General features: G+C 68.5%; 21 protein-coding genes. 7 read left to right on the top strand and 14 right to left on the bottom strand.

Going from position 1 to position 22,408, the window contains the following annotated elements; all coding sequences use genetic code 11:
- Nucleotides 1-127: 127 nt before the first annotated feature.
- Nucleotides 128-838, top strand: coding sequence for a beta-ketoacyl-ACP reductase (locus V7Z82_RS15380; protein ID WP_116634809.1), 711 nt, complete (start codon nt 128-130; stop codon nt 836-838).
- A gap of 22 nt (nt 839-860) precedes the next feature.
- Here V7Z82_RS15380 and V7Z82_RS15385 read toward each other — a convergent pair whose 3' ends face one another.
- The 4 genes from V7Z82_RS15385 to glgC are packed head-to-tail and all read right to left on the bottom strand — an operon-like array spanning nt 861 to nt 4,343.
- A complete protein-coding gene (locus tag V7Z82_RS15385; RefSeq protein WP_334152471.1) occupies nt 861-1,556 on the bottom strand; it encodes an alpha/beta fold hydrolase in 696 nt (231 codons plus the stop codon).
- A gap of 50 nt (nt 1,557-1,606) precedes the next feature.
- Nucleotides 1,607-2,359 (bottom strand): phosphotransferase, encoded by a 753-nt coding sequence (locus V7Z82_RS15390; protein WP_334152472.1) that lies wholly within the window; start codon nt 2,357-2,359, stop codon nt 1,607-1,609.
- Nucleotides 2,360-2,418: 59 nt separating this feature from the next.
- Nucleotides 2,419-3,054: a phosphoserine phosphatase SerB gene (gene serB / locus V7Z82_RS15395; RefSeq protein ID WP_334152473.1), complete on the bottom strand. Its 636-nt coding sequence runs from the start codon at nt 3,052-3,054 to the stop codon at nt 2,419-2,421.
- A 47-nt stretch (nt 3,055-3,101) separates the two neighbouring features.
- Complete coding sequence (gene glgC / locus V7Z82_RS15400) at nt 3,102-4,343, bottom strand: glucose-1-phosphate adenylyltransferase (protein ID WP_045280110.1); 1,242 nt, start codon at nt 4,341-4,343, stop codon at nt 3,102-3,104.
- 46 nt (nt 4,344-4,389) lie between these two features.
- On the opposite strand from glgC, the gene glgA reads away from it, so the two are divergent.
- From glgA to V7Z82_RS15415, 3 genes are all read left to right on the top strand, one after another.
- The gene (gene glgA / locus V7Z82_RS15405; RefSeq protein ID WP_334152475.1) at nt 4,390-5,574 is read left to right on the top strand and encodes a glycogen synthase; all 1,185 of its coding nucleotides are present in this window, start codon (nt 4,390-4,392) and stop codon (nt 5,572-5,574) included.
- A 17-nt stretch (nt 5,575-5,591) separates the two neighbouring features.
- Nucleotides 5,592-6,377: an ABC transporter ATP-binding protein gene (locus tag V7Z82_RS15410; RefSeq protein ID WP_334152476.1), complete on the top strand. Its 786-nt coding sequence runs from the start codon at nt 5,592-5,594 to the stop codon at nt 6,375-6,377.
- Nucleotides 6,378-6,487: 110 nt separating this feature from the next.
- On the top strand, nt 6,488-6,745 hold the full coding sequence (locus V7Z82_RS15415) for a type B 50S ribosomal protein L31 (RefSeq protein WP_141871829.1): 258 nt from the start codon (nt 6,488-6,490) through the stop codon (nt 6,743-6,745).
- Nucleotides 6,746-6,995: 250 nt separating this feature from the next.
- Here the strand turns inward: V7Z82_RS15415 and V7Z82_RS15420 are convergent, their stop codons facing one another.
- From V7Z82_RS15420 to V7Z82_RS15430, 3 genes are read right to left on the bottom strand one after another with little or no spacing between them, the layout of a single operon-like run.
- Complete coding sequence (locus V7Z82_RS15420; protein WP_334152593.1) at nt 6,996-7,274, bottom strand: hypothetical protein; 279 nt, start codon at nt 7,272-7,274, stop codon at nt 6,996-6,998.
- Between the two features lie 59 nt (nt 7,275-7,333).
- Nucleotides 7,334-8,581, bottom strand: coding sequence for an alpha/beta fold hydrolase (locus V7Z82_RS15425; protein ID WP_334152478.1), 1,248 nt, complete (start codon nt 8,579-8,581; stop codon nt 7,334-7,336).
- Nucleotides 8,582-8,610: 29 nt separating this feature from the next.
- Nucleotides 8,611-10,611, bottom strand: coding sequence for a DUF262 domain-containing protein (locus V7Z82_RS15430; protein WP_334152479.1), 2,001 nt, complete (start codon nt 10,609-10,611; stop codon nt 8,611-8,613).
- Nucleotides 10,612-10,787: 176 nt separating this feature from the next.
- Between V7Z82_RS15430 and V7Z82_RS15435 the strand changes: the two genes are divergently transcribed.
- Together V7Z82_RS15435 and V7Z82_RS15440 are read left to right on the top strand one after the other, a co-directional pair.
- A complete protein-coding gene (locus V7Z82_RS15435) occupies nt 10,788-11,561 on the top strand; it encodes a hypothetical protein (protein ID WP_334152481.1) in 774 nt (257 codons plus the stop codon).
- A gap of 215 nt (nt 11,562-11,776) precedes the next feature.
- Nucleotides 11,777-12,280: a DUF3145 domain-containing protein gene (locus tag V7Z82_RS15440; RefSeq protein ID WP_334152482.1), complete on the top strand. Its 504-nt coding sequence runs from the start codon at nt 11,777-11,779 to the stop codon at nt 12,278-12,280.
- A gap of 146 nt (nt 12,281-12,426) precedes the next feature.
- Here the strand turns inward: V7Z82_RS15440 and yczR are convergent, their stop codons facing one another.
- Nucleotides 12,427-13,830, bottom strand: coding sequence for a MocR-like transcription factor YczR (gene yczR, locus V7Z82_RS15445; protein WP_334152483.1), 1,404 nt, complete (start codon nt 13,828-13,830; stop codon nt 12,427-12,429).
- Nucleotides 13,831-13,925: 95 nt separating this feature from the next.
- On the opposite strand from yczR, the gene yczE reads away from it, so the two are divergent.
- Nucleotides 13,926-14,591, top strand: coding sequence for a membrane protein YczE (yczE, locus tag V7Z82_RS15450; RefSeq protein WP_334152486.1), 666 nt, complete (start codon nt 13,926-13,928; stop codon nt 14,589-14,591).
- Between the two features lie 62 nt (nt 14,592-14,653).
- On the opposite strand, the gene V7Z82_RS15455 is transcribed toward yczE, so the two are convergent.
- From V7Z82_RS15455 to aceE, 6 genes are all read right to left on the bottom strand, one after another.
- The gene (locus V7Z82_RS15455; RefSeq protein ID WP_334152488.1) at nt 14,654-15,892 is read right to left on the bottom strand and encodes a beta-ketoacyl-[acyl-carrier-protein] synthase family protein; all 1,239 of its coding nucleotides are present in this window, start codon (nt 15,890-15,892) and stop codon (nt 14,654-14,656) included.
- Nucleotides 15,893-15,985: 93 nt separating this feature from the next.
- Nucleotides 15,986-16,234 (bottom strand): acyl carrier protein, encoded by a 249-nt coding sequence (locus tag V7Z82_RS15460; protein WP_017202249.1) that lies wholly within the window; start codon nt 16,232-16,234, stop codon nt 15,986-15,988.
- 68 nt (nt 16,235-16,302) lie between these two features.
- Nucleotides 16,303-17,304, bottom strand: a complete 1,002-nt coding sequence (locus V7Z82_RS15465; RefSeq protein ID WP_334152500.1) for a beta-ketoacyl-ACP synthase III — start codon at nt 17,302-17,304, stop codon at nt 16,303-16,305.
- Complete coding sequence (locus tag V7Z82_RS15470) at nt 17,301-18,221, bottom strand: ACP S-malonyltransferase (RefSeq protein ID WP_334152502.1); 921 nt, start codon at nt 18,219-18,221, stop codon at nt 17,301-17,303. The genes V7Z82_RS15465 and V7Z82_RS15470 overlap by 4 nt, the downstream gene beginning before the upstream one ends.
- Nucleotides 18,222-18,318: 97 nt before the next feature.
- The gene (locus V7Z82_RS15475) at nt 18,319-19,521 is read right to left on the bottom strand and encodes a PucR family transcriptional regulator (RefSeq protein ID WP_334152504.1); all 1,203 of its coding nucleotides are present in this window, start codon (nt 19,519-19,521) and stop codon (nt 18,319-18,321) included.
- Between the two features lie 31 nt (nt 19,522-19,552).
- Complete coding sequence (gene aceE, locus V7Z82_RS15480) at nt 19,553-22,279, bottom strand: pyruvate dehydrogenase (acetyl-transferring), homodimeric type (protein ID WP_334152505.1); 2,727 nt, start codon at nt 22,277-22,279, stop codon at nt 19,553-19,555.
- Nucleotides 22,280-22,408 lie beyond the last annotated feature (129 nt).

Here is a 22,408-nt window from a genome sequence, read left to right on the forward strand (position 1 = left end):
CGTCCTGCTCAGCGTTCCAGCACACCTCCGTCCTGTCAAACGTCGGGCAACGGAACAGCCGGCGCTTCCTCGCTAGGATCGAGGAGGTTCCGTCGCGGGACCATCGGCTACATCAGGAGTGTGACCCATGAGTGCTCAGCGCGTCGTCCTCGTCACCGGAGGCAACCGCGGCATCGGCCGTGCGATCGCGGAGCGCTTCGTGCGCGACGGCTATCGCGTCGCGGTCACCGCGCGCAGCGGCGAAGGCCCCGATGGCACGCTCACGGTCCGCGCGGACGTGACGGATGCAGCAGCCCTCGACGCTGCGTTCACCGAGGTGGAGCAGCAGCTCGGCCCGGTCGAGATCGTCGTGGCGAACGCCGGCATCACGAAGGACACGCTGCTGCTGCGCATGAGCGAGGACGACTTCGACAGCGTTGTCGCGACCAACCTCGGCGGCACCTTCCGCGTCGTCAAGCGCGCCTCGAAGGGCATGCTGCGTGCCCGCTTCGGCCGCGTCATCCTGATCTCGAGCGTCGTCGGCCTGTACGGCTCTGCAGGACAGGTCAACTACTCGGCGTCCAAGAGCGCCCTCGTCGGGTTCGCCCGCTCGCTGACCCGCGAGCTCGGTGGACGCGGCATCACCGCGAACGTCGTGGCTCCGGGCTTCATCGAGACCGACATGACCGCCGAGCTGCCCGAGGAAACGCAGAAGCAGTACAAGGCGAACATCCCGGCAGGGCGCTTCGCGACGCCGGACGAGGTCGCGGGTGTCGTGACGTGGCTGGCAGGTGACGATGCCGGATACATCTCCGGTGCCGTGATTCCTGTCGACGGCGGCCTCGGGATGGGGCACTGAGCTTCCGGCCCAGGCGCCTTCATCAGCGGTCGATCGCGGCGATGAGCAGTTCGGCCAGACGTGCAGGCACCGTGAACTGCGGCCAGTGCGCTGAGCCGATCCGGACGACCTCTGCATCGGCGATCGCGCGGTACTCGGCCTCGTAGGGTCCCCACTCGCCGATCATCCCGTCGAACTCCTGCTGGTCGATCCCGCCCATCAGGAGCGTGACCGGTACGGCGTATCGCGCCTCGTCGGTGAGCTCGATCGGATCGGTCGGCACCCGCGCCGGCACGCTGTGCGTCAGGGGCAGGGTGCGCGCCCTCGTCTCGGCGTCGATGTCGTGCACGTCCTCCTCGGGGAAGAAGTCCCATCCGGGGAACGGGATGACGCCGTCGACGACCTCGAACTCGCTGATCCCCGATCCGGAGGGCGGTGGCACGGTGTCGACGAACACGACTCGCGCCACGCGATCCGCTCGTGCATCCGCGACACCCCAGGCGACGTTGCCGCCGCCGCTGTGACCGACGACGACGGATCGACCTGGTGCTGCGTCGACGGCCTGCACCGCGGCATCCACCCAGTCCGCGATACCGACCTCGGACGATGACGATGCATCGGCCCCGACACCGGGCATGGTCAGCGGATGCACGCGGTGTCCGGCGTGCTCGAGTGCGGGGATCACGTCGTTCCAGCTGGATGCGTCGAGCCAGAGACCCGGGATGAGGATGATGTCCATGCGCCGACGTTACCGCCGGCCGCCGACATTCTCGACGGGTCGTCCCTGCCTCACCGTGTCGTGAGCGCGTCCACCCACATCGTCGAATGCTCGTCCAGGAACCGAGCGACTCCTCGCCAGTGCGCGCCGTGGAAATCCGCGTACATCGATCCCCACGGCTCTCGTCCGTCGCGATGCGCGGTCTGGAGGAGATCGTGCATGGCCCAGGCGCGCCGAGGGAGCACCTCCGCGAGCTCGGCGCGCAGCGCGGCATCCGCCTCGTACCCGTCGACGAATGCCCGCAGATCCTCCGCGGCACGACGCGGGTCGGCTGTCGCGTCGTTGAGCGCGAACGCCTGCGCGGAGTACGCGAGATCCCAGACGCGGGTGCTCGCGGCGGCGCCATCCCAGTCGATGAAGACCCATCGCTCGCCGGTCAGCAGATTCCAGGGGGTGAGATCGCCGTGGCAGACCAGATCGGCGTGCGCGACGGGGATCAGCGATGGGCCGAGCCCGAGCTCGTCGGCGTCGAGACCCGCGCTGGCGTCATGGATCGCCCGCACCATCGCGCCGACCCGCGCGAGCTGCAGCCGGGTCAGCGGAGCGGCGTTCATCGCGAGCGGTCCGGCGACGAACTCGGTCATCATGCGGCCTCGCGTGTCCTGCCCCAGGGGAGTCGGGAGATCGATGCCGCGCTCGCGCAGGATGCGCATGTAGGCGAGCACGCCGGCGGAGTGCTCGGTCCAGGGCTTGCGCACCGTCTCGCCGACTCTGACCACCCCGGCGCTCGCATTGCCACCGGACAGCGGAATCTCCTGCTGCATCCGGCCAGCCTACGCATGATGCTCGGAGGCCGTCGCGATCGACGCGAGGCGGACGCCCGTCAGGGGAGGAGCGGGATGACCTCGGAGAGATCCTGCGGCCCGATCACCAGGCTCGCGGCAGCGCGCACGGCAGGCTTCGCGTTGAACGCCAGACCGAGCCCCGCAGCCGCCATCATCTGCAGATCGTTCGCACCGTCGCCGATCGCGATCGTCGCGGTGTGCGGCACACCGAGCTCATCGGCCCACTCGCGCAGTGACGACGCCTTGGCAGCCGCGTCGACGATCGCGCCCTCGACCTCGCCGTTCAGCACGCCGTCGACGACCTGCAGGCGGTTGGCCCGCCAGCGATCGACGCCGAGCGCCGGGGCGATGTGGTCGAGGATCTCGTGGAATCCGCCGGACACCACACCCACCACTCCACCGCGCTCGTGCACCGCCGCGGTCAGCTCGAGCACGCCGGGCGTGGGCTCGATGCGTGCTCGAACCCGCTCGAAGGACTCGACCGGGACCCCGCGCAGCGCCGCAACGCGAGAGCGCAGGCTGGTGGCGAAGTCGACCTCGCCGCGCATCGCCGCCTCGGTCGCGGCCTGCACCTCATCGCGCCGCCCTGCCTCATCGGCGAGCAGCTCGATCACCTCGTTGCGGATGAGCGTGGAGTCGGCATCGAGAACGACGAGGAAGCGCGCAGTGGTCACCCGATCGAGCCTAGCGAGCGTGCGGACGATCAGAGACCGCGTGACGCTCAGCGCTCGATGAAGACGCCCTTGCCGACGACCGTGATGCCCGATTCGGTGACCGTGAAGCCCCGAGCGAGGTCGCGCTCGCGATCCACGCCGACCGTCGCCCCGTCTGCCAGGACGACGTTCTTGTCGAGGATCGCTCGATGCACCCTGGATCCCGCGCCCACCTGCACGTGATCGAAGACCACCGAGTCGGTGATGGTCGATCCGCCGCCGGCCAGGGTCCACGGCCCGACCACGCTTCGCTCGAGGTGCGTGCCGGACAGCACCGACCCGAGCGACACGATCGAGTCGATCGCGTTGCCGATGCGGCCGACCGAGTCGCGCACGAACTTCGCGGGAGGCGAGTTCACCGCCTGCGAGTGGATCGGCCACTCCATGTTGTAGAGGTTGAAGATCGGCAGCGTCGAGATCAGGTCGCGATGTGCATCGTAGAAGGAGTCGATCGTCCCCACGTCGCGCCAGTACGAGCGGTCACGCGGCGAGGAGCCGGGGACCTCGTTCTGCTTCATGTCGTAGTAGCCGGCTTCGCCACGGTCGACGAAGTAGGGGACGATGTCGCCACCCATGTCATGACCGGAGGTGGGGGACTCGCCGTCGGCTTCGACGGCGGCGATCAGCGCATCCGCGTCGAAGATGTAGTTGCCCATCGAGGCGAGCACCTCGTGGGGGGAGTCCTCCAGGCCGGCCGGGTCGCTCGGCTTCTCGAGGAACTGCTTGATGCGTCCCGTTCCGGCATCGGCATCGATCACGCCGAACTGCGAGGCGAGCGAGATCGGCTGACGGATGCCGGCGACCGTGGCCTTCGCGCCGGACGCGATGTGCGCGTCGAGCATCTGTCGGAAGTCCATCCGGTAGACGTGGTCGGCGCCGATGACCACGACGATGTCGGGCTTCTCGTCGTTGATCAGGTTCATGCTCTGCAGGATCGCGTCGGCGGATCCGGAGAACCATCGCTTGCCGAGTCGCTGCTGTGCAGGGACCGACGTGACGTAGGAGTCGAGCAGCGCCGACATGCGCCATGTCTGCGAGATGTGGCGGTCGAGGCTGTGCGACTTGTACTGCGTGAGCACGACGACCTGGCGGAGCCCCGAGTTGATGAGGTTCGAGATCGCGAAATCGATCAGTCTGTACTGTCCGCCGAACGGAACTGCGGGTTTTGCGCGGTCTGCGGTGAGTGGCATGAGCCTCTTGCCCTCACCACCGGCGAGGATGATCCCGAAAACCTTCTTTGGAGCCGACATGGCTCCACCATAGATGCCTTCTGGCTCGCTGTACTAGCGTTCAGACATGCGAGTTGAAATGATCACCAAGGAGTATCCGCCGGAGATCTACGGCGGCGCCGGTGTGCACGTCGCCGAGCTCGTCACGGCCCTGCGGCAGAGCATCGACGTGCAGGTCCGAGCATTCGGTGCAGCCCGCGACGAGGCCGGCACGTTCTCATACCGCGCGCCCGCTGAGCTCGCCTCTGCGAATGCCGCGCTGCAGACGCTCGGCACGGATCTCGAGATCGTCTCCGCGATCTCGGATGCCGACATCGTGCACAGTCACACCTGGTACGCCAACTTCGCCGGCCACCTGGCCTCGCAGCTGCACGGCATCCCGCACGTGCTGACCGCGCACAGTCTGGAGCCGCTGCGTCCGTGGAAGGCCGAGCAGCTGGGCGGCGGGTATGCGGTGTCGAGCGGCATCGAGAAGCTCGCGTATGAGAACGCCGCCGCGGTCATCGCGGTGAGCGCCGGGATGCGTGCCGACATCCTGCGCAGCTACCCACAGGTCGATCCGGCGCGCGTGCGTGTGATCCACAACGGCATCGACGTGGAGCGCTGGCGCCCGGTGCAGAACGCGGCGCTCCTCGAGTCCATCGGCATGGACCCTGCCCGCCCGTCGGTCGTCTTCGTCGGACGCATCACGCGGCAGAAGGGGCTGCCCTACCTGCTGCAGGCCGCGCGGCTGCTGCCGCCGGAGGTGCAGCTCGTGCTGTGCGCAGGTGCCCCTGACACCCCCGAGATCATGGCAGAGGTGCAGGAGGGCGTCCGTCTGCTGCAGCAGACCCGCGACGGGGTGATCTGGATCGAGCGGATGCTGCCGCGCGACGAGCTCTCCGCGATCCTCACCGCGGCCACCACCTTCGTCTGCCCCTCGGTCTACGAGCCGCTCGGCATCGTGAACCTCGAGGCCATGGCATGCGGCGCTGCGGTCGTGGGCACCGCGACCGGTGGCATCCCCGAAGTCGTCGCCGACGGCGTCACCGGACGACTCGTGCCGATCGACCAGGTGCAGGACGGCACCGGCACCCCCGTCGACCCCGAGCGCTACATCGCCGATCTCGCGGCCGTCCTCACCGAGGTGGCGATGGATCCGGAGCGCGCGAAGGAGTACGGCGCCGCCGGGCGGGAGCGGGCTCGGACCGACTTCAGCTGGGGCGCGATCGCCGACACGACCCGCGCGCTGTACGCGGAGCTCACCGCGTGAGTCGATAGGCTTGGAGTATGTCGAGCGCCCTGGAATTCACTGACGTCGTCGTGCGCCGCGAAGGGCGCAACATCATCGATCACGTGACCTGGCAGGTCGCGGACGATCAGCGCTGGGTGATCCTCGGCCCGAACGGTGCGGGCAAGACCACGCTGCTGCAGCTGGCCGACACGCTCATGCACCCGACGTCGGGCACTGTCACCGTGCTCGGCGAGACGCTCGGCCGTACCGACGTGTTCGAGGTGCGTCCGCGCATCGGCTTCGCATCCTCGGCGATGGCCAAGCGCGTGCCGCGCGACGAGACCGTGCTGAACACGGTGCTCACCGCCGCGTACTCGGTGCTCGGCCGGTGGAACGAGAGCTATGAGGACATCGACGAGCGGCGCGCGCTGCGTGTGCTCGGCGAATGGAAGCTCGATCATCTCGCGGAGCGCACCTTCGGCACGCTGAGCGACGGCGAGCAGAAGCGCGTGCAGATCGCCCGTGCCGTGATGACGGATCCCGAGCTGCTGCTGCTCGACGAGCCGACGGCGTCCCTCGATCTCGGCTCTCGCGAGGAGCTGCTCGCGCTGCTCACCGGCTACGCATCGTCGCCGACCACGCCGGCCATGCTGATGGTCACGCACCATGTCGAGGAGATCCCGCTCGGCTTCACGCACGTGATGCTCATCCGCGAGGGCAAGGTCGTCGCGGCCGGCCCGATCGCGGAGACGCTCACCGCCGAGTCCCTCACCGAGGCCTTCGGCATGTCGATCGTGCTCAGCAGCGACGGCGGCCGCTACGCCGCGCGCGCGGCATCGTGAGATTCGGTTCCTGAGTCCGTCGAAGGACTGGTAGACTCGACCCTTGGCGCTGTCTGCGCCACAGACTTCCCCGTCCCTGGCACAATCCAGGGCAGCAACGAAGGAATCCCATGAAGACTGACATTCACCCCGAGTACCGGGCCATCGTTTTCCGTGACCTCGGTTCGGGCGAGACGTTCCTCACCCGCTCCACCGTCACGAGCGACAAGACCATCGAGCTGGACGGCGTCGAGTACCCCGTCATCGATGTCGAGATCTCCTCTGCCTCGCACCCGTTCTACACGGGCAAGCAGCGCATCATGGACTCGGCCGGTCGCGTCGAGAAGTTCAACCAGCGCTTCAAGGGCTTCGGCGGCTCCTCCAACTGAGGTCCGTCCCCACGAAGGCCCCGTGCTCCTCGGAGTGCGGGGCCTTCGTCGTGCGCGGAACAGCGCAGGTCTCGCCGCGCGGGCGCTCGATGCGGTCCTCCCCGCAGAGCTCCGATGCACGGACCGAGCGGCATGCAGGCGTCGCATCCGGCCGCACTCGCGCTCGCGAGGCGGCCATCCGCGGCACCTGCGGGATGTGCGACCGGACTCGGCTGCACGTCATCGGCACGCGATGCCGACAGTGACCCGCTCAGAGATCGAGCGTGATACGGCCCTCGTCGATCGCGTCCGGCGGATCGCCGGGGGCGGGCGCAGGCGCCGTGCGCTGGGTCTGACGGTCGCGCTCCATGCCGGCCTCGTGCGCGCTGGGCGACCACACGGTATCGAACGCGCCGCCGAGTCCGCCGCCGCTGCTCTCGTACTTCTTCTCCAGGGGGAGCGAGGAGTACCTGTGCACGATCGCCACGACGATCGCCACGCCGGCGACGATGACCAGGGTCACCATCAGGATCATGCCGAGCATCTCCATCACGTGTCCAGCGTAGGTCGGTGTCGGTGGTGCGTCATCCTCCTGCGGGAGGACATCGATCAGCGGATGCGGCGGTGGTGCGCAAGATCGATGAGCCGGCTCAGCACCGGACCCGACCGCAGGCCGTTGTGCTCGTGCTCGCTGGTCACCCAGAGCTGCACACCGGGCAGCAGCGCGGCGGTCTCGAGCGAGTACTCCAGCGGCACGTACACGTCGTTCACGTACACGGCTGCAGCTCCGGTGGCACCGGAGGCCGCGATCGCGGCGGCGTCGTAGATCTGCGGCCACTCGAACTCGGCGAGCTCCAGGGCGACCTCGCGCCAGGGCTGGAAGGCCGGCACAGTCTCGGTCCACTCCCGACGGATGTGCTCGCCGGTGAACAGCGTGACGTCGTCGCGGAAGTCCGTGGGCTCCGTGCGCTCAGCCGACCAGCGCGTCGCGTGGCCGTCGGCGTAGCTCGACTCGTGGAACGCGAAGTACAGCGGGTTGCGGCCGCCGTACGGCATCGCGTGGGCGAGGTCATGCCGGAAGGCATTGGAGCGGGGATCGCGCTCGAGCAGCGACCACACGGTCTGCCAGCCGTCATCCGTGCCGAGCGCTGACCCCATCGAGCGCAGCCGCGATGGGGAGACGATCTCGCCATCCGGCAGCACGATGTCGCCGGCCGCGGCCCGATCGACCAGGCGTCGCATCGCGTCGCGGTGCTCGGGGAATCGGCGGTAGTACTTCTCCGAGGCCGTGCGCATCTTGTCGTAGCAGAGCGTGTAGACATCGTCGGGGTGGCGGCCGACAGCGCTGAGGCCGCCGGTGATGAACACGTCGGTGAGCGAGGAGCTGTCGGTCGACAGGTACGCGAGCGTCGTGAAGCCGCCGAACGACTGACCGAGCACGCTCCACTGCTCGGCGCCCAGGTGCTCGCGCATCGCCTCGCAGTCGCGCACGATCGCGTCGGCGCGCAGGTGGGTCAGGTACTCGGCGACGACGGAGGATCCCTCGGCCAGGTCGTCGTCGCCGACCGGCGTCGAGCGCCCGGTGCCGCGCTGATCGAGCAGCACGAGCCGGTAGTGGGCGAGCGCCTCATCCAGCCACCCCGGCGATGCAGGACCGTGGAACGGGCGTGGCGCCTCGTGGCCCGGCCCACCCTGCAGGAACACCAGGTAGGGGAGTGCCTCTCCACCCTCGCGGGAGACCACAGCGGCGAAGATGTCGATCGTGCGGGTGTCGGCGGGATCACCCCAGACCAGGGGGACGGTGAGCGTGTGCTCTTCGACGGTCAGATCCAGCAGATGACGGACTACGGTGCTCACCCATCGAGCCTAACGCGGGCGCACCGCGCTCACATCACGTTGCCGATGTATGAGTACTTGACGAACACCTCGGAGGCGATCCCGGACTCCTCGAGCACACCCTGCACGGCGCTCATCATGTAGTTGGAGTCCCAGCCCATGTAGAGGAAGTGCGAGTCGTCCAGCGCATCCCACTGGCCCTTCCAGGCCATCTCATCGTAGATCGGTCCGCCGTGCGCGGCGCAGTAGGCGCGGGCGGCATCCGTGGTGTCGGTCCAGGCGCGGCGGAAGACCCGGTTGAAGAGGTACTTCACGTCGGGGACCTCCCATCGCTCGCCGCGGTACTCGACGTAGTCGAACTCCCGCTCCCAGCCCGCCGGCCAACCGCGGCGGCGGACGGCGTCGAGGATCGGTGTGAGGCCGTCGTCGTCGATCTCGGGGAGGGCGGGGCGAGCCCAGATGCGCAGCAGGTCGGCGGTGAGTCGTACCGTCCGCGCGGAGATCGCTGCAGTGTCCCAGGCGGCGACATCGGCCAGCTCGCGGGTCGCGGCGACCGAGCTGCGGGCGTACGCCTCATCGCGCTTCACCGGGTACGACGAGCCGAACACGCGCTCCGTGAGTCCCTGCTCCAGCAGCGTCACGTTGCCGAGCGTCGGCGCGAGAGCACGGTGACTGTTCTGCTCGTCGTCGGTGTACTCGATCCACGGCCGCACGCCATCGCCCGACCACGCGTCGCCGGGCACCGGCGGCACGACGTGTTCGATGTCGAAGTCCGCGGTGTCGTCGACGCCTTGGAGGCGTCCGAGCACGTACGCGGCGTGGGGGAGCTCGCTGTACTTCAGCACCGCGCTCACACGCTCATCCGACGGGGTGATGCGGGCGAACGCGCGGGCCAGGGCGTCACGGCCGTCGAGACGGGCACGGCACAGTCTGGCGATGAGCCGCTCGTTCGGCAGATTCACGAGCGTGCGGCGCAGGTACAGCGTCTGGATCCACTCGAGCGTCTCGAGCAGCTCGGCGCGCTCGATGACCCCGCGTCGGTAGTCGCTGGAAGCGGCGAGCACGAGCGGGTAGGCGGAGCGACCGAAGGTGTTGACGTACCCGAGCTGCCGAGCGATCTCGGCATCCGGCTCCGTGGTCGGATCGAGCAGGACGCCGTAGATCTCGGCGTAGTGCCGCCACACCTCCGCGTGCGCCCGCAGGTGCTCGAGGTCGACGTGCGGGAAGGAGTGCCGGAACGCGCTGTAGACGCCGTGCTCGCCGTTCGCTGCGACCTCGCGGCCCGTCGTCATGACGAGGAAGTGGCGCCAGAACGCGCCGATCGCCTCGCCGGTGTGACGCTCGATCGGCAGCCAGAACCGGGACTCCACATCCAGCTGCTCGGAGTGCGTGAGCCCCATCAGGATGTAGTTGTGGATGAGCTCGTGATCGCGCAGCGGCTCGCCGGTCGAGTTCAGGCTCTCGAAGATCTGCTGCGCGTTCGCCTGCGCGCCGAGCGTGATGGAGACGTGTTCGAGCCGCCGCAGGCCGCGCCAGATCGACGGGGCCTCCTCGGCGTGGATCTGACTGCGGAAGAACGCGTAGTTGTCGTCGAACCTGGACTCGCGGTCGGCGTCGCCACGGCGATCGAGGACCACCGACTCGTACAGCTCGGCCCAGGCGTCGTGCGGGCGCAGCTTGGTGCGGGTCGGGTCGTCGTGGCGGACCAGCACCCGCTCGAGCTCGGCGGCGAGCGCCGGGTCGGAGTCCTTGACCGCGTGGTGCAGCGAGGCCACCAGGAGCATGAGCGTCGTGATGCGCTGCTGTCCGTCGATCAGGATCAGATCGCTCGCTGCTGCCGTGTCGTGCGCCGACAGGATCGAGCCGATGAAGTGGCGGTGCGCATCGTCCTCCGCGGCGACCGCGCGGACGTCGGAGAGCAGTCGCTCGCACCCGCCGATGTCCCAGCGGTACTGCCGCTGATACACCGGGACGACGATGGAGGTGGAACCGGCTGCGAGCCACTCGATCGTGTTGACTGCTGTCGCCTCGACGTTGGTGGCAGTGCTCATGCTGGTCTCTGATCCTCCCGTATCGCCGTGCGCCGAGGACTCGCCTGGCACCCGAATCAGTCTATTCGGTTATTCACGGCGGCCCTCTGATGCGCGCTCAGGGGGCGCTGTTAGGCTTGCCTTATCAGGGCCTGTTAAAACGTGCTGGCCCCCGATGAAAGGAACATGACTCGATCATGGGTTACATCAAGTCCGCCGCGCTCGAGGAAAAGGGCTTCGTCGTCCTCGACAGCTACAACCAGGAACTCGACCCCAAGGAATGGCTCGACATCGAGTACAACGACTGGAAGTCGTCGGGTGACACCCGCTTCGCTCCGCTCGCCAGTGCCTTCGGTGACATCGAGTGCAACGGCTTCTGGAACCACAAGCCGCCGCGCACCGACAAGGATGGCGTGTGGATCGACTCGCAGACCGAGAAGGCACCGAACCTCACGCGTCGCGCGCAGGAGCCCGGTGCGAACGTCGGCCGATGCCGCGTCATCGAGCTGCAGCCCACCCCGTACGGTGAGTGCCTCTACAACCTCCACCAGGACGACAACAACCGTCTGAACCCCGACGGCACCGGCTGGGTCGTCCGTGGCTTCTTCAACCTGACCGACGACAAGGACAGCTACTTCGTCCTGCGCGAGAACCGCACCGACCCGAGCATCGAGTACCGTCTCGCGCTGCCGGCCGGCGCGCAGCTCATCGTCGACACCCAGCGTCTGTGGCACGCCGCCACGCACAACGGCACCGACCCGCGCTACTGCCTGATCACCTCGTGGACCTCCGGCCCCGAGCTCGACGCGTATATCGAGAAGTACAACGGCACCGACGACGTGCCCAACGTCGAGGTCCCGCAGGACGTGCTCGAGCACGGCTACGCCGAGCAGGCCAGGAAGGATGCCGCGCGCGCGGCCTACTACGCGGCCAAGGGCCAGCAGGTCAAGCAGGCGATGAGCGAGGCCTGAGCCTCGGCTGACCTGACATCGCCGGGTCGCCGAGCTCGTCGAAGCGCCCCAGTGCGCACACGAAGGCCCCGGTCGTCCGACCGGGGCCTTCGTCGTGCGAATCACACGCTTGTGATTTCGCCCGGACTGGGCGAGAATGGGCCCACAACCGCATATCGTCGCCACTCTTTGCATGAGGTCGTTGGGGAAGACGCACCTGATGAAACGGAGAGATCATGGCGACGGCTTACGCACGCGGAGTGGTGTACATCCACTCGGCACCTCGCGCGCTCTGCCCGCACCTCGAATGGGCGGTCGGACGCGCTATCGGTCGCGCAGTGAACTTCGACTGGAGCGACCAGCCAGTGCTCGACGGCGCGCGACGCGCCGAGTTCTACTGGGACGGCCCGGTGGGCACTGGCGCGGCGCTCGCGACGGCCATCCGCGGTTGGGAGCACCTCCGCTTCGAGGTGACAGAGGACCCGACGCCGCGCAGTGACGGCGGTCGTTGGCTGCACACCCCCGATCTCGGCATCCACTACGCCCAGGCCGACGCCGCGGGCAACATCGTGATCGGCGAGGACCGCATCCGCTACGCGATGGAGATCGCCGCGGGCAACGCGCTCGAACTCCAGCGCGAACTCGACATCGCCCTCGGCTCGGCCTGGGACGAGGAGCTCGAGCCCTTCCGCCATGCCAGCGACGACGCGCGCGTCGTGTGGCTCCACAAGGTCGGCTGAGCCCGACACGAGACCTGGAGCGCGGGAGGCCGAGTACCGGATGCCGGTGTTCATCCCGGACGCTGAGAAACGTATCCTCGCTCCATTCGACGAGAACCCCGCCGCTGTTCGCAGAGACGGGGTTCTCGTCGTTGGGGCGGAGGTCGTCAGATCACGGCCGCATGCGTCGCGACGGCAGGACGAGCGGATGCGCCGTCGCGGACGTCGTCCCAGGCGAGCCGCAGTCGCTCCATGGCCTCGGCCGTGCGCTCGGGCGGATACGTGATGGGGATGCGCAGGTAGCGTTCCAGCACACCCCCGGTGGAGAACCTGGGGCCCGGCGGCGCGATCAGCTGTCGGTCGCGGGCGGCGAGCGACAGCCGCGTGGAGATCGGCGCGCCCAGGTCGATCCAGGCTGACAGGCCACCGGGGGTGCCGGGCATCTGCAGGTCGCCGATCGCCTCGAGTCCGGTGGAGACTGCTGTGCGGCCCGCGTGCAGACGGGATCGGACGTGGGCGCTGAGCGCCGGCATCTCGTCGAGCAGCTCGACGGCGATGCACTGGTCGAGCAGCGCGGTGCCGAGCTCGAACGACGGACGAACGGCCAAGAGGCGTGCGATGAGCGAGCGTTCGGCCCTGATCCATCCCAGACGGAGCCCGCCCCACGCGATCTTCGACATCGAGCCGACCGTGATGACCTGCGGGCTGAAGGCGGCCATCGGCAGGGGTGACCAGCCTCGGTCGATGTCGAGCTCGGTGGTCGTCTCGTCCGCGATGAGGTGCGTGCCGGTGCTGCGAGCGGTGGCCGCGACGCGATCGCGATCGGAATCCGTCATGGTGGCCCCGGTCGGGTTGTGGAAGTCGGGGATCAGGTAGGCGACCAGCGGCCGGCCGCGCAGCAGCAGCTCGGTGAGATGGCGGATGTCCCAGCCGTCGACGCCGACCGGCGTCGGCGTGAGCCGGTAGCCGTTGCGGTGCAGGGCGTCGAGCGCGTGCGGGAAGGACGGCTGCTCGACCACCGCGCGCTCTCCGCGGCGGCCGATCGTGGCGAGCACGAGGTTGACGGCGTTCAGCGCCCCTGAGGTGATGATGATCTCGTCGGCGGACGTGGGCACGCCGCGCTGCGTGTACCGCCGCGCGACAGCGTCGCGCAGCTCCGGCAGCCCCTGCAGGGAATACCCGCTGGTGCTGCGGAGGGCTGCGAGCCGCGGAAGCGAGCGCACTGTGGCGTCGTAGAGACCTGGCGTCGAGTCCATCGAGGCGATCGACAGATCGATCGCCGAGTCGTCATCGGCATCCATCACCACATGGTCGGCGTGGGGGAGCGCCACCCTCGTGCTGCCGCCGTGCAGGCGCGAGACGTAGCCGTCGCTCTCCAGCAGGCTGTAGGTGCGTGTCATGGTCGAGCGTGATCGGCGCAGCTCGAGTGCAAGCGCCCGTTCGCTCGGCAGCCGTTCGCCGACCGTGAGTCGTCCGTCGAGGATGAGCGCACGGATCTGACCCGCGAGCTCGGCCGCAGTGGACCCTGCGGCATTCTGCGCGCCCAGCTGCTCGACGAGTCGTGATGTCATGGATCCAGCATGCCGCAAAGTGGCCTCATATCTGCAGACCACTTTTCGATGACTGGACTCGCCTTCGCGATACGGCCGCCATCCACCATGGAAGGATGCAGCTGCGTTCCGTCTTCATCCCCGTCACCGCCACGAGCCGACGGGACCTCGTCGAGCGTCTCGTGCAGCTGCTCGCCGGGCTGTTCCTCTACGGCGTCTCGCTCGGACTCATGGTGCGTGGTGGCATCGGCGTCGCTCCGTGGGATGTGCTCGCGCTCGGCGTCTCGGGACAGTCGGGCATCGGATACGGCACGATCACGGTGCTCGTCTCGGTGGTCGTGCTGCTGCTGTGGATCCCGCTGCGGCAACGCGTTGGCGTCGGCACGCTGCTGAACTCGCTGCTGGTCGGGCCGAGCGCCGACCTCACGCTCGCCGTCATCCCCGCTCCGCCGTCGATCTGGATCGGCGCGCCGATGTTCGTGGCCGGCCTGGTGCTGCTCGCCTTCGCCACCGGTCTGTACATCGCCGCGAGCTTCGGCCCTGGACCGCGCGACGGGCTGATGACGGGCCTCGTGCGCGTCACCGGATGGAAGGTGTGGATCGTCCGAACGCTCATCGAGGGCAGTGTGCTGCTCGTCGGCTTCCTGCTCGGCGGCCCGGTAGGCGTCGGCACCGTGCTCTTCGCGCTGGGCGTGGGTCCGCTCGTGGGGTGGTTCCTGCCTGCCATCACGCGTCTGCGCGAGGACCGCTCCCGCAGACTCGCCCCCGTGCCGTCGCACTGAGGCGGTCACGACATGGAGAAGGCCCCGGGAGCGATCCCGGGGCCTTCTCCATGCGTCTGCGGTCAGTCGGCGCTCGCGAGCGCGAGGACGGCGTTGTGGCCGCCGAAGCCGAAGGAGTTGCTGATCGCGATCTGCGGCCCGTCACCGAGCGGTGTCGGCTCGCCGGAGAGGCGGAACGGCACGGCAGGGTCGGGCTCGGTCATGTTGATGGTCGGCGGTGCGACGCGGTCGCGCAGCGCGAGCAGGGCGAAGATCGCCTCGAGCGCGCCGGTACCGCCGAGGAGGTGGCCGGTCGATGCCTTCGTCGCCGAGACGGGGATCTCGGTGAGGCGGTCGCCGAACACGCGCTGCAGCGCGACGTACTCGTTCGGGTCGCCGACGGGCGTCGAGGTCGCATGCGCGTTGATGTGCGTGACCTGGTCGGCGGTGATGCCGGCCTCTTCCAGTGCGTGCGTGACGGCACGTGCTGCTCCGGTGCCCTCCGGGTCGTTGCCGGTGATGTGGTACGCGTCAGCGGTGACACCACCACCGAGGACGTATCCGTAGATCTTGGCGCCGCGCGCCTTCGCGTGCTCCTCGGTCTCGAGGATCAGCACGGCGGCACCCTCGCCCATGACGAAGCCGTCACGGTCGATCGCGCCGGGGCGGGAGGCGTGCGCCGGGTCGTCGTTCCGACGCGACAGCGCCTGCGCCGAAGCGAAGGACGCCATGGTGATCGGGTGGATCGCCGACTCGGCGCCACCGGCGATCACGACATCGGCGAGGCCGTCCTGCAGATGGTGGAACGCATGGATGATCGACTCGGTGCTCGAGGCGCATGCGCTCACGACGGTCTGCGCGTAGGCGCGGGCGTGGAACTGCAGCGACAGGTTGCCGGCTGCGGCGTTCGGCATCAGCATCGGCACGGTCAGCGGCATGACGCGACGCGGACCCTTCTCGCGCAGGGTGTCCCAGGCGTCGAGGAGCGTCCACAGGCCGCCGATGCCGGTGGCGAAGTCGACACCGAGCCGCTCGGGGTCGACCTCGGGGGAGCCGGCGTCTTCCCAGGCCTCGCGCGCGGCGATCAGCGCGAACTGCGAGGACGGGTCGAGCCGCTTCGCCTCATGGCGGGGCAGGACCTCTTCCGGGCGGACGATCGCCTCAGCGGCGAAGGTGACGGGGAGCTCGTACTGCTTCACCCAGTCATGCTCGAGGGTGCGGGTGCCGGACATCCCTGCGAGCAGGTTCGTCCAGTTCTCCGGAGCGGTCCCGCCGATGGCGGAAGTGGCGCCGATGCCGGTGACGACGATGCGCTTGGTCATGGTGTGGTTCCTTGTCGGGCGGGTCGAGCGGATGCTGCGGGCAAGGCGGAGGATGCCACGCCCCGCAGGCGCGGGGGTGGCATCCTGCGTGGATTACTCCTGGCCTGCGACGATGAAGTTGACGGCGTCGCCGACGGTCTTGAGGTTCTTGACCTCGTCGTCGGGGATGGTGACGCCGAACTTCTCCTCGGCGTTGACGACGATCGTCATCATCGAGATGGAGTCGATGTCGAGGTCATCCGTGAACGACTTCTCGAGGGCGACCTCGGAAGCGTTGATGCCGGTCTCATCGGTGATCAGCTCTGCGAGGCCGGCGAGGACCTCATCGTTGGTGAAAGCCATGTGGTCTTCCTCTTTCTTGCGGGTTGTTATCGGAACCGTGGAACAGTCTAGAGAAGGTCGGGTCGTTCTCAGGGGAGGACGACGACCTGGGCGGCGAACACGAGGCCCGCTCCGAAGCCGATCTGCAGTGCGAGACCGCCGGAGAGCTCGGGGTGCTCCGCCATGAGCCGGTGGCTGGCGAGCGGGATCGAGGCAGCCGAGGTGTTGCCCGTCGTCTCGATGTCGCGTGCGATCACGGTCGTCTCCGGCAGCTTGAGCTGCTTCGCGAATTCGTCGATGATGCGCATGTTCGCCTGGTGTGGGATGAACGCGGCGATGTCGGACGGCTCGACGCCGGCACGATCCAGGGCTTCGCGGGCGACCTTGGCCATCTCCCACACCGCCCAGCGGAACACGGTCTGGCCCTCCTGACGGAGCGTCGGCCAGGGCACTTCGCCGTCGCGGAACTGGGTCAGGGTGCCGTTCATGCCGACGGCATCAGCCTTCGAGCCGTCCGAACCCCAGACCGCGGGGGAGATGCCCGGCGTGTCGCTCGGGCCGATCACGGCTGCACCAGCACCGTCGCCGAGCAGGAACGAGATGCTCCGGTCGGCGGGATCGACGACGTCCGAGAGCTTCTCTGCGCCGATCACCAGTGCGTAGTGCGCGACACCGGCGCGGATGAGGGCGTCGGCCTGGGCGACCGCGTAGGAGTAGCCCGCGCAGGCGGCGTTGATGTCGTAGGCTGCCGCCGGGTTTGCCCCGACGCGATCGGCGACGATCGCAGACACCGACGGCGACTGCTTCGGGTTGCTGATGGTCGCGACGATCACGAGGTCGATCCGGTCGGCGGCGACGCCCGACTTCTCGATGGCCTCCGCGCCTGCGATGGCGGCGAGGTCGATCGCATCGGTGCCCTTGTCGGCGCGGACGCGGGTGATGATGCCGGTGCGCTGACGGATCCACTCGTCGCTCGAATCGATCGGGCCGATCAGGTCGTCGTTCGGCACGGCGTTCTCGCCGCGCGCGGCCCCGAAGGAGTAGATGCGCGTGTAGGCGGGGCCCGTGATCTGGGTCAGGGTGGCGCTCATGCGGCTTCTCCGTTCAGCAGCGCGACGGCCGCGTCGAGGTCTTCGGGGGTCTTCACGGCGACCGTGGGCACGCCACGCAGGCCGCGCTTGGCGAGACCGGTGAGCGCGCCGGCGGGGGCGAGCTCGATCAGTCCGGTGATGCCGTGCTCGGCGAAGGACTCCATGCACCTGTCCCAGCGGACCGGCGAGGAGACCTGGTCGACCAGGTAGGAGAGCGCGGTCGCACCGTCGGAGACCGTCGAGCCGTCGCGGTTGGTCCACAGGGTGACCTGCGGGTCGCGCGGGGTGACCGTGGCGACGGCATCCTTCAGCGCAGCGACGGCCGAGGCCATGTACGCGGTGTGGAAGGCGCCGGCGACCTGCAGCGGAATCACGCGGGTGCCCTTGAGGGGCTCCTCGGCGAATGCCGCGAGGGCGGGGAGCGCGCCTGCCACGACCAGCTGGCCGCCGCCGTTGTAGTTCGCGGGGGAGAGATCGAGCTCGGCGAGGCGGGCCAGCACGGCTTCCTCGTCGCCGCCGAGCACGGCGCTCATGCCGGTGGGCGTCTGCGCCGCGGCATCCGCCATCGCGCGTCCGCGGATGCCGACCAGGCGCATGCCGGTCACGGCATCGACCACGCCGCTGCCGACGAGCGCGGCGATCTCGCCGACCGAGTGACCGGCGATGCCGTCTGCCGGACGCCCTGCATGAGCGTTGAGCGCGTCGGCGGCGATCAGCGATGCGGCGACGATCAGCGGCTGCGCGATGCGCGTGTCGCGGATCGTGTCGGCATCCGACACCGTCCCGTGCTGCTGCAGATCGACCTCAGCGGCATCCGAGTACGCGGCGAGGCGATCAGCCACTCCGTCGAGCTCGAGCCAAGGGGAGAGGAAACCGGGGGTCTGCGAGCCCTGACCAGGGCAGACGACGACAATCACCAGACCAGTCTGCCAATGAATGCTCGCAAACGGTGGATGATCCATCACAAGATTGTGCGAAAGCCTTGTGTGTGGCGTACAGAGACGCCGATCCGGGTCAACGCGGCGGGCGACGAAGCGCCGGTCGGCGGCGAGCCTGCTCGGTCGCGCCGATCGAGCCGAGGATGAGCGCGGTCTGCAGGATGAGTGCCTCGCGCGGACCCGTCGCGTCCCAGCCGATGACCTCGCTGACGCGCTTCAGGCGGTAGCGCACCGTGTTCGGGTGCACGAACAGCTCGCGGGCGGTCGCCTCGAGCGAGCGTCCGTTGTCGAGGTAGCTCCACAGCGTCGTGACGAGGTCCGTGGAGTGGGCCTGCAGCGGCCGGAAGATCCGTTCGATGAGCGTCTGCTTGGCCAGCGGATCGCCCGCGAGTGCACGCTCAGGCAGCAGGTCGTCGGCCTCGACGGGACGCGGAGCGCTGCGCCAGGCGCGAGCGACGGCGAAACCGGCGAGGGCGGCACGTGCGCTCTGGCTGGCGTCGACGAGGGCGACGACCTCGGGTCCGAGCACCACGTAGCCGGGGCCGAACGAGGGCTCGAGGCGGGCTGCGATCTCCTGGAAGCCGAGTTCATCCTCGACCTCTTCGGTGTCGTGACCTGCGACCCTGGCGCGCCCGAGCACGAGCACGAGACGCGAGCCCTGGACGCCGATCAGCACGTCGACCGCGAGCTTGCGGGCCGTCCGGCGGACCAGATCGACGTCGAACTGCGGCGGAGTCGTGCCGACGAGCACCGCGACCTCGCCGTGTCCGTGCCAGCCGAGCGCCGCGATGCGGCTGGGCAACTCCTCGTCGGCCTCTCCGGTGAGGATCGAGTCGACGACGAGTGCTTCGAGGCGGGCGTCCCAGAGGCCGCGGGCCTCGGCTGCGCGTGCGTACACGTCTGCCGCGGCGAAGGCGACATCGCGGGAGTAGAGCAGGATGGCCTCGCGGAGGTCGTTGCCCTTGCCTGCGACACGCTCCTCGGTCACCTCGACGGTGACGCGGATCAACTGGAGCGTCTGCTGCAGGCTGACGCTGCGGAGCAGCTCACGCGGAGCGGCGGCGAAGATGTCGGCCGCGATCCAGGGCGTGGAGGTCGGATCCTCGTACCACTGGATGAACGAGGTGATGCCGGCCTGGGCCACCAGCCCGACCGCAGAGCGGCGGGCTGGTGGCATGTCGGCGTACCACGGGAGGGTGTCTTCCAGCCGCTTGATCGTCACGGAGGCGATGTCGCCGGAGATCCGGCGCAGCCATGTGAGCGTCGCGGTCTTGTCCATACCGCTGGAAGACGAACCTGTCACCGAGGGCTCAGCTTTCGCCGCCCGCGTTTCCGCTGGTGCCGGCGTTCACATCGTGCAGACGGTACTTCTGGATCGCCTGGGCCGCGAGCGAGCGGTCGACGACGCCGTCTTCGGCGAGCGACTGCAGCGTGCGGACCACGATCGAAGGACCGTCGATCTTGAAGAAACGTCGAGCAGCGGCACGCGTGTCGGAGAAGCCGAAGCCGTCAGCACCGAGTGTGGCGAAGCGGTTCGGAACCCACGGACGGATCTGGTCCTGCACCGCGTGCATGAAGTCGCTGACCGCGACGACGGGACCCTCTGCGCCCTGCAGCTTCTGGGTGAGGTACGCCGTGTGGGGCTCCTCCTCCGGGTGCAGGAAGTTGTGCTCGTCGGCGGCGAGGCCGTCGCGGCGCAGCTCGGTCCACGAGGTGACGGACCACACATCGGCGATCACGCCCCAGTCGTTCTTCAGCAGCTCCTGCGCCTCGAGGGCCCAGGGGAGTCCGACACCCGATGCGAAGAGCTGAGCGCGGGGACCCTCGCCCTCGCCGACCGAGACGCGGTGGATGCCGCGCACGATGCCGTCGACGTCCACGTTCTCCGGCTCGGCGGGCATCACGATGGGCTCGTTGTAGAGCGTGATGTAGTACATCACGTTCGGGTCCTCGTGGTCGCCGCCGTACATGCGCTCCAGGCCGGACCGCACGATGTGTGCGATCTCGTAGCCGTAGGCGGGGTCGTACGAGACCGTCGCGGGGTTGGTCGCGGCGAGCAGGTGCGAGTGTCCGTCGGCGTGCTGCAGGCCCTCACCGGTCAGCGTCGTGCGACCGGCGGTGGCGCCCATGATGAAGCCGCGCGCCATCTGGTCACCGGCCGCCCACTGGGCGTCACCCGTGCGCTGGAACCCGAACATCGAGTAGAAGAGGTAGATCGGGATGAGCGGTTCGCCGTGCGTGGCGTACGAGGTTCCGGTGGCGGTGAACGCCGCGAGGGCGCCGGCCTCGTTGATGCCGACGTGCATGATCTGGCCCTGCGGGCTCTCCTTGTAGGCGAGGAGGAGTTCGCGGTCGACCGAGGTGTAGTGCTGGCCGTTCGGGTTGTAGATCTTCGCCGTCGGGAAGTACGCGTCCATGCCGAAGGTGCGCGCCTCGTCGGGGATGATCGGCACGATGCGGTGACCGAAGTCCTTCGAGCGGAGCAGGTCCTTCAGCAGGCGGACGAACGCCATCGTGGTGGCGATCTCCTGCGTGCCCGAGCCCTTCTTGGGCAGGGCGTATGCCGTGTCATCCGGCAGCGAGAGTCCGACGTGCGTCGAACGGCGCTCCGGCAGGTGGCCGCCGAGGGCCTGACGGCGCTCGAGCATGTACTGGATCGTCTCGTCCTGGGGTCCCGGGTTGTAGTACGGGGGCAGGTACGGGTTCTCCTCGAGCTGCGCATCCGTGATCGGGATGTGCATGGCGTCGCGGAACGTCTTGAGGTTGTCCAGCGTCATCTTCTTCATCTGGTGGGTCGCGTTGCGACCCTCGAACTGCGGACCGAGGCCGTAGCCCTTGACGGTCTTCGCCAGGATGACGGTGGGCTTGCCCTTGTGCTCCGTCGCGGCCTTGAACGCGGCGTAGACCTTGCGGTAGTCGTGGCCACCGCGCTTGAGGTTCCAGATGTCGTCGTCGGACATGTCCTTGACGAGAGCGGCGGTGCGCTCGTCGCGACCGAAGAAGTGCTCGCGGATGTACGCGCCTGACTCGGCCTTGTAGGTCTGGTAGTCACCGTCGGGGGTGACGTTCATCAGGTTGAGCAGCGCGCCCTCGGTGTCGCGGGCGAGCAGATCATCCCACTCACGACCCCAGACGACCTTGATGACGTTCCAGCCGGCACCGCGGAAGAACGACTCGAGCTCCTGCACGATCTTGCCGTTGCCGCGAACCGGACCGTCGAGGCGCTGCAGGTTGCAGTTCACGACGAAGGTCAGGTTGTCGAGGCCCTCGTTCGCTGCGACCTGCAGCTGGCCGCGGCTCTCGACCTCGTCCATCTCGCCGTCGCCCAGGAAGGCCCAGACGTGCGACGCGGAGGTGTCCTTGATGCCGCGGTTCTCGAGGTACTTGTTCGACATCGCCTGGTAGATCGCGTTGATCGGACCGAGGCCCATCGACACCGTCGGGAACTGCCAGTACTCCGGCATCAGACGCGGGTGCGGGTAGGAGGGGATGCCGTTCGGGCCGTGCGACTTCTCCTGACGGAAGCCGTCGAGCTGGTCCTCGCTCAGGCGTCCCTCGAGGAAGGAGCGTGCGTAGGTACCGGGGGAGGCGTGACCCTGGACGAAGATCTGGTCTCCGCCGCCTGGGTTGTCGGCACCCTTGAAGAAGTGGTTGAAGCCGACTTCGTAGAGCGCGGCAGACGACGCGTAGGTCGAGATGTGGCCGCCGACGCCGATGCCGGGGCGCTGTGCGCGGTGCACCGTGATCGCGGCGTTCCAGCGGATCCAGGCGCGGTAGCGGCGCTCGATCTCCTCGTCGCCGGGGAACTCCGGCTCGTTCTCGCTCGCGATGGTGTTGATGTAGTCCGTGGTGGGGACCATGGGCACGCCCAGGTGCAGCTCCTTGGAGCGCTTGAGCAGGCTGAGCATGATCTCGCGACCACGGCCGTGGCCCTTCGCATCCACCAGCTCATCGAGCGACTGCTGCCACTCGCCGGTCTCTTCCGGATCACTGTCCTGGGGGCCCTGGGAGTATGGATCCTGATCGTGAACGGTCACGGGTGGAGCCTTTCGTCAAGCTGGCAGGTCATGCCAAGGAAACGGGAAGCGACACGGGCAGCCTTGTCGGCTGTGCACAACGCGCGCCTGGTTCAGCCTAGCCCTGTTCCACGACAGCGTCGCGCATCG

Origin of the sequence: Microbacterium sp., assembly GCF_036823965.1 — a bacterium.
Classification (GTDB): Bacteria; Actinomycetota; Actinomycetes; order Actinomycetales; family Microbacteriaceae; genus Microbacterium.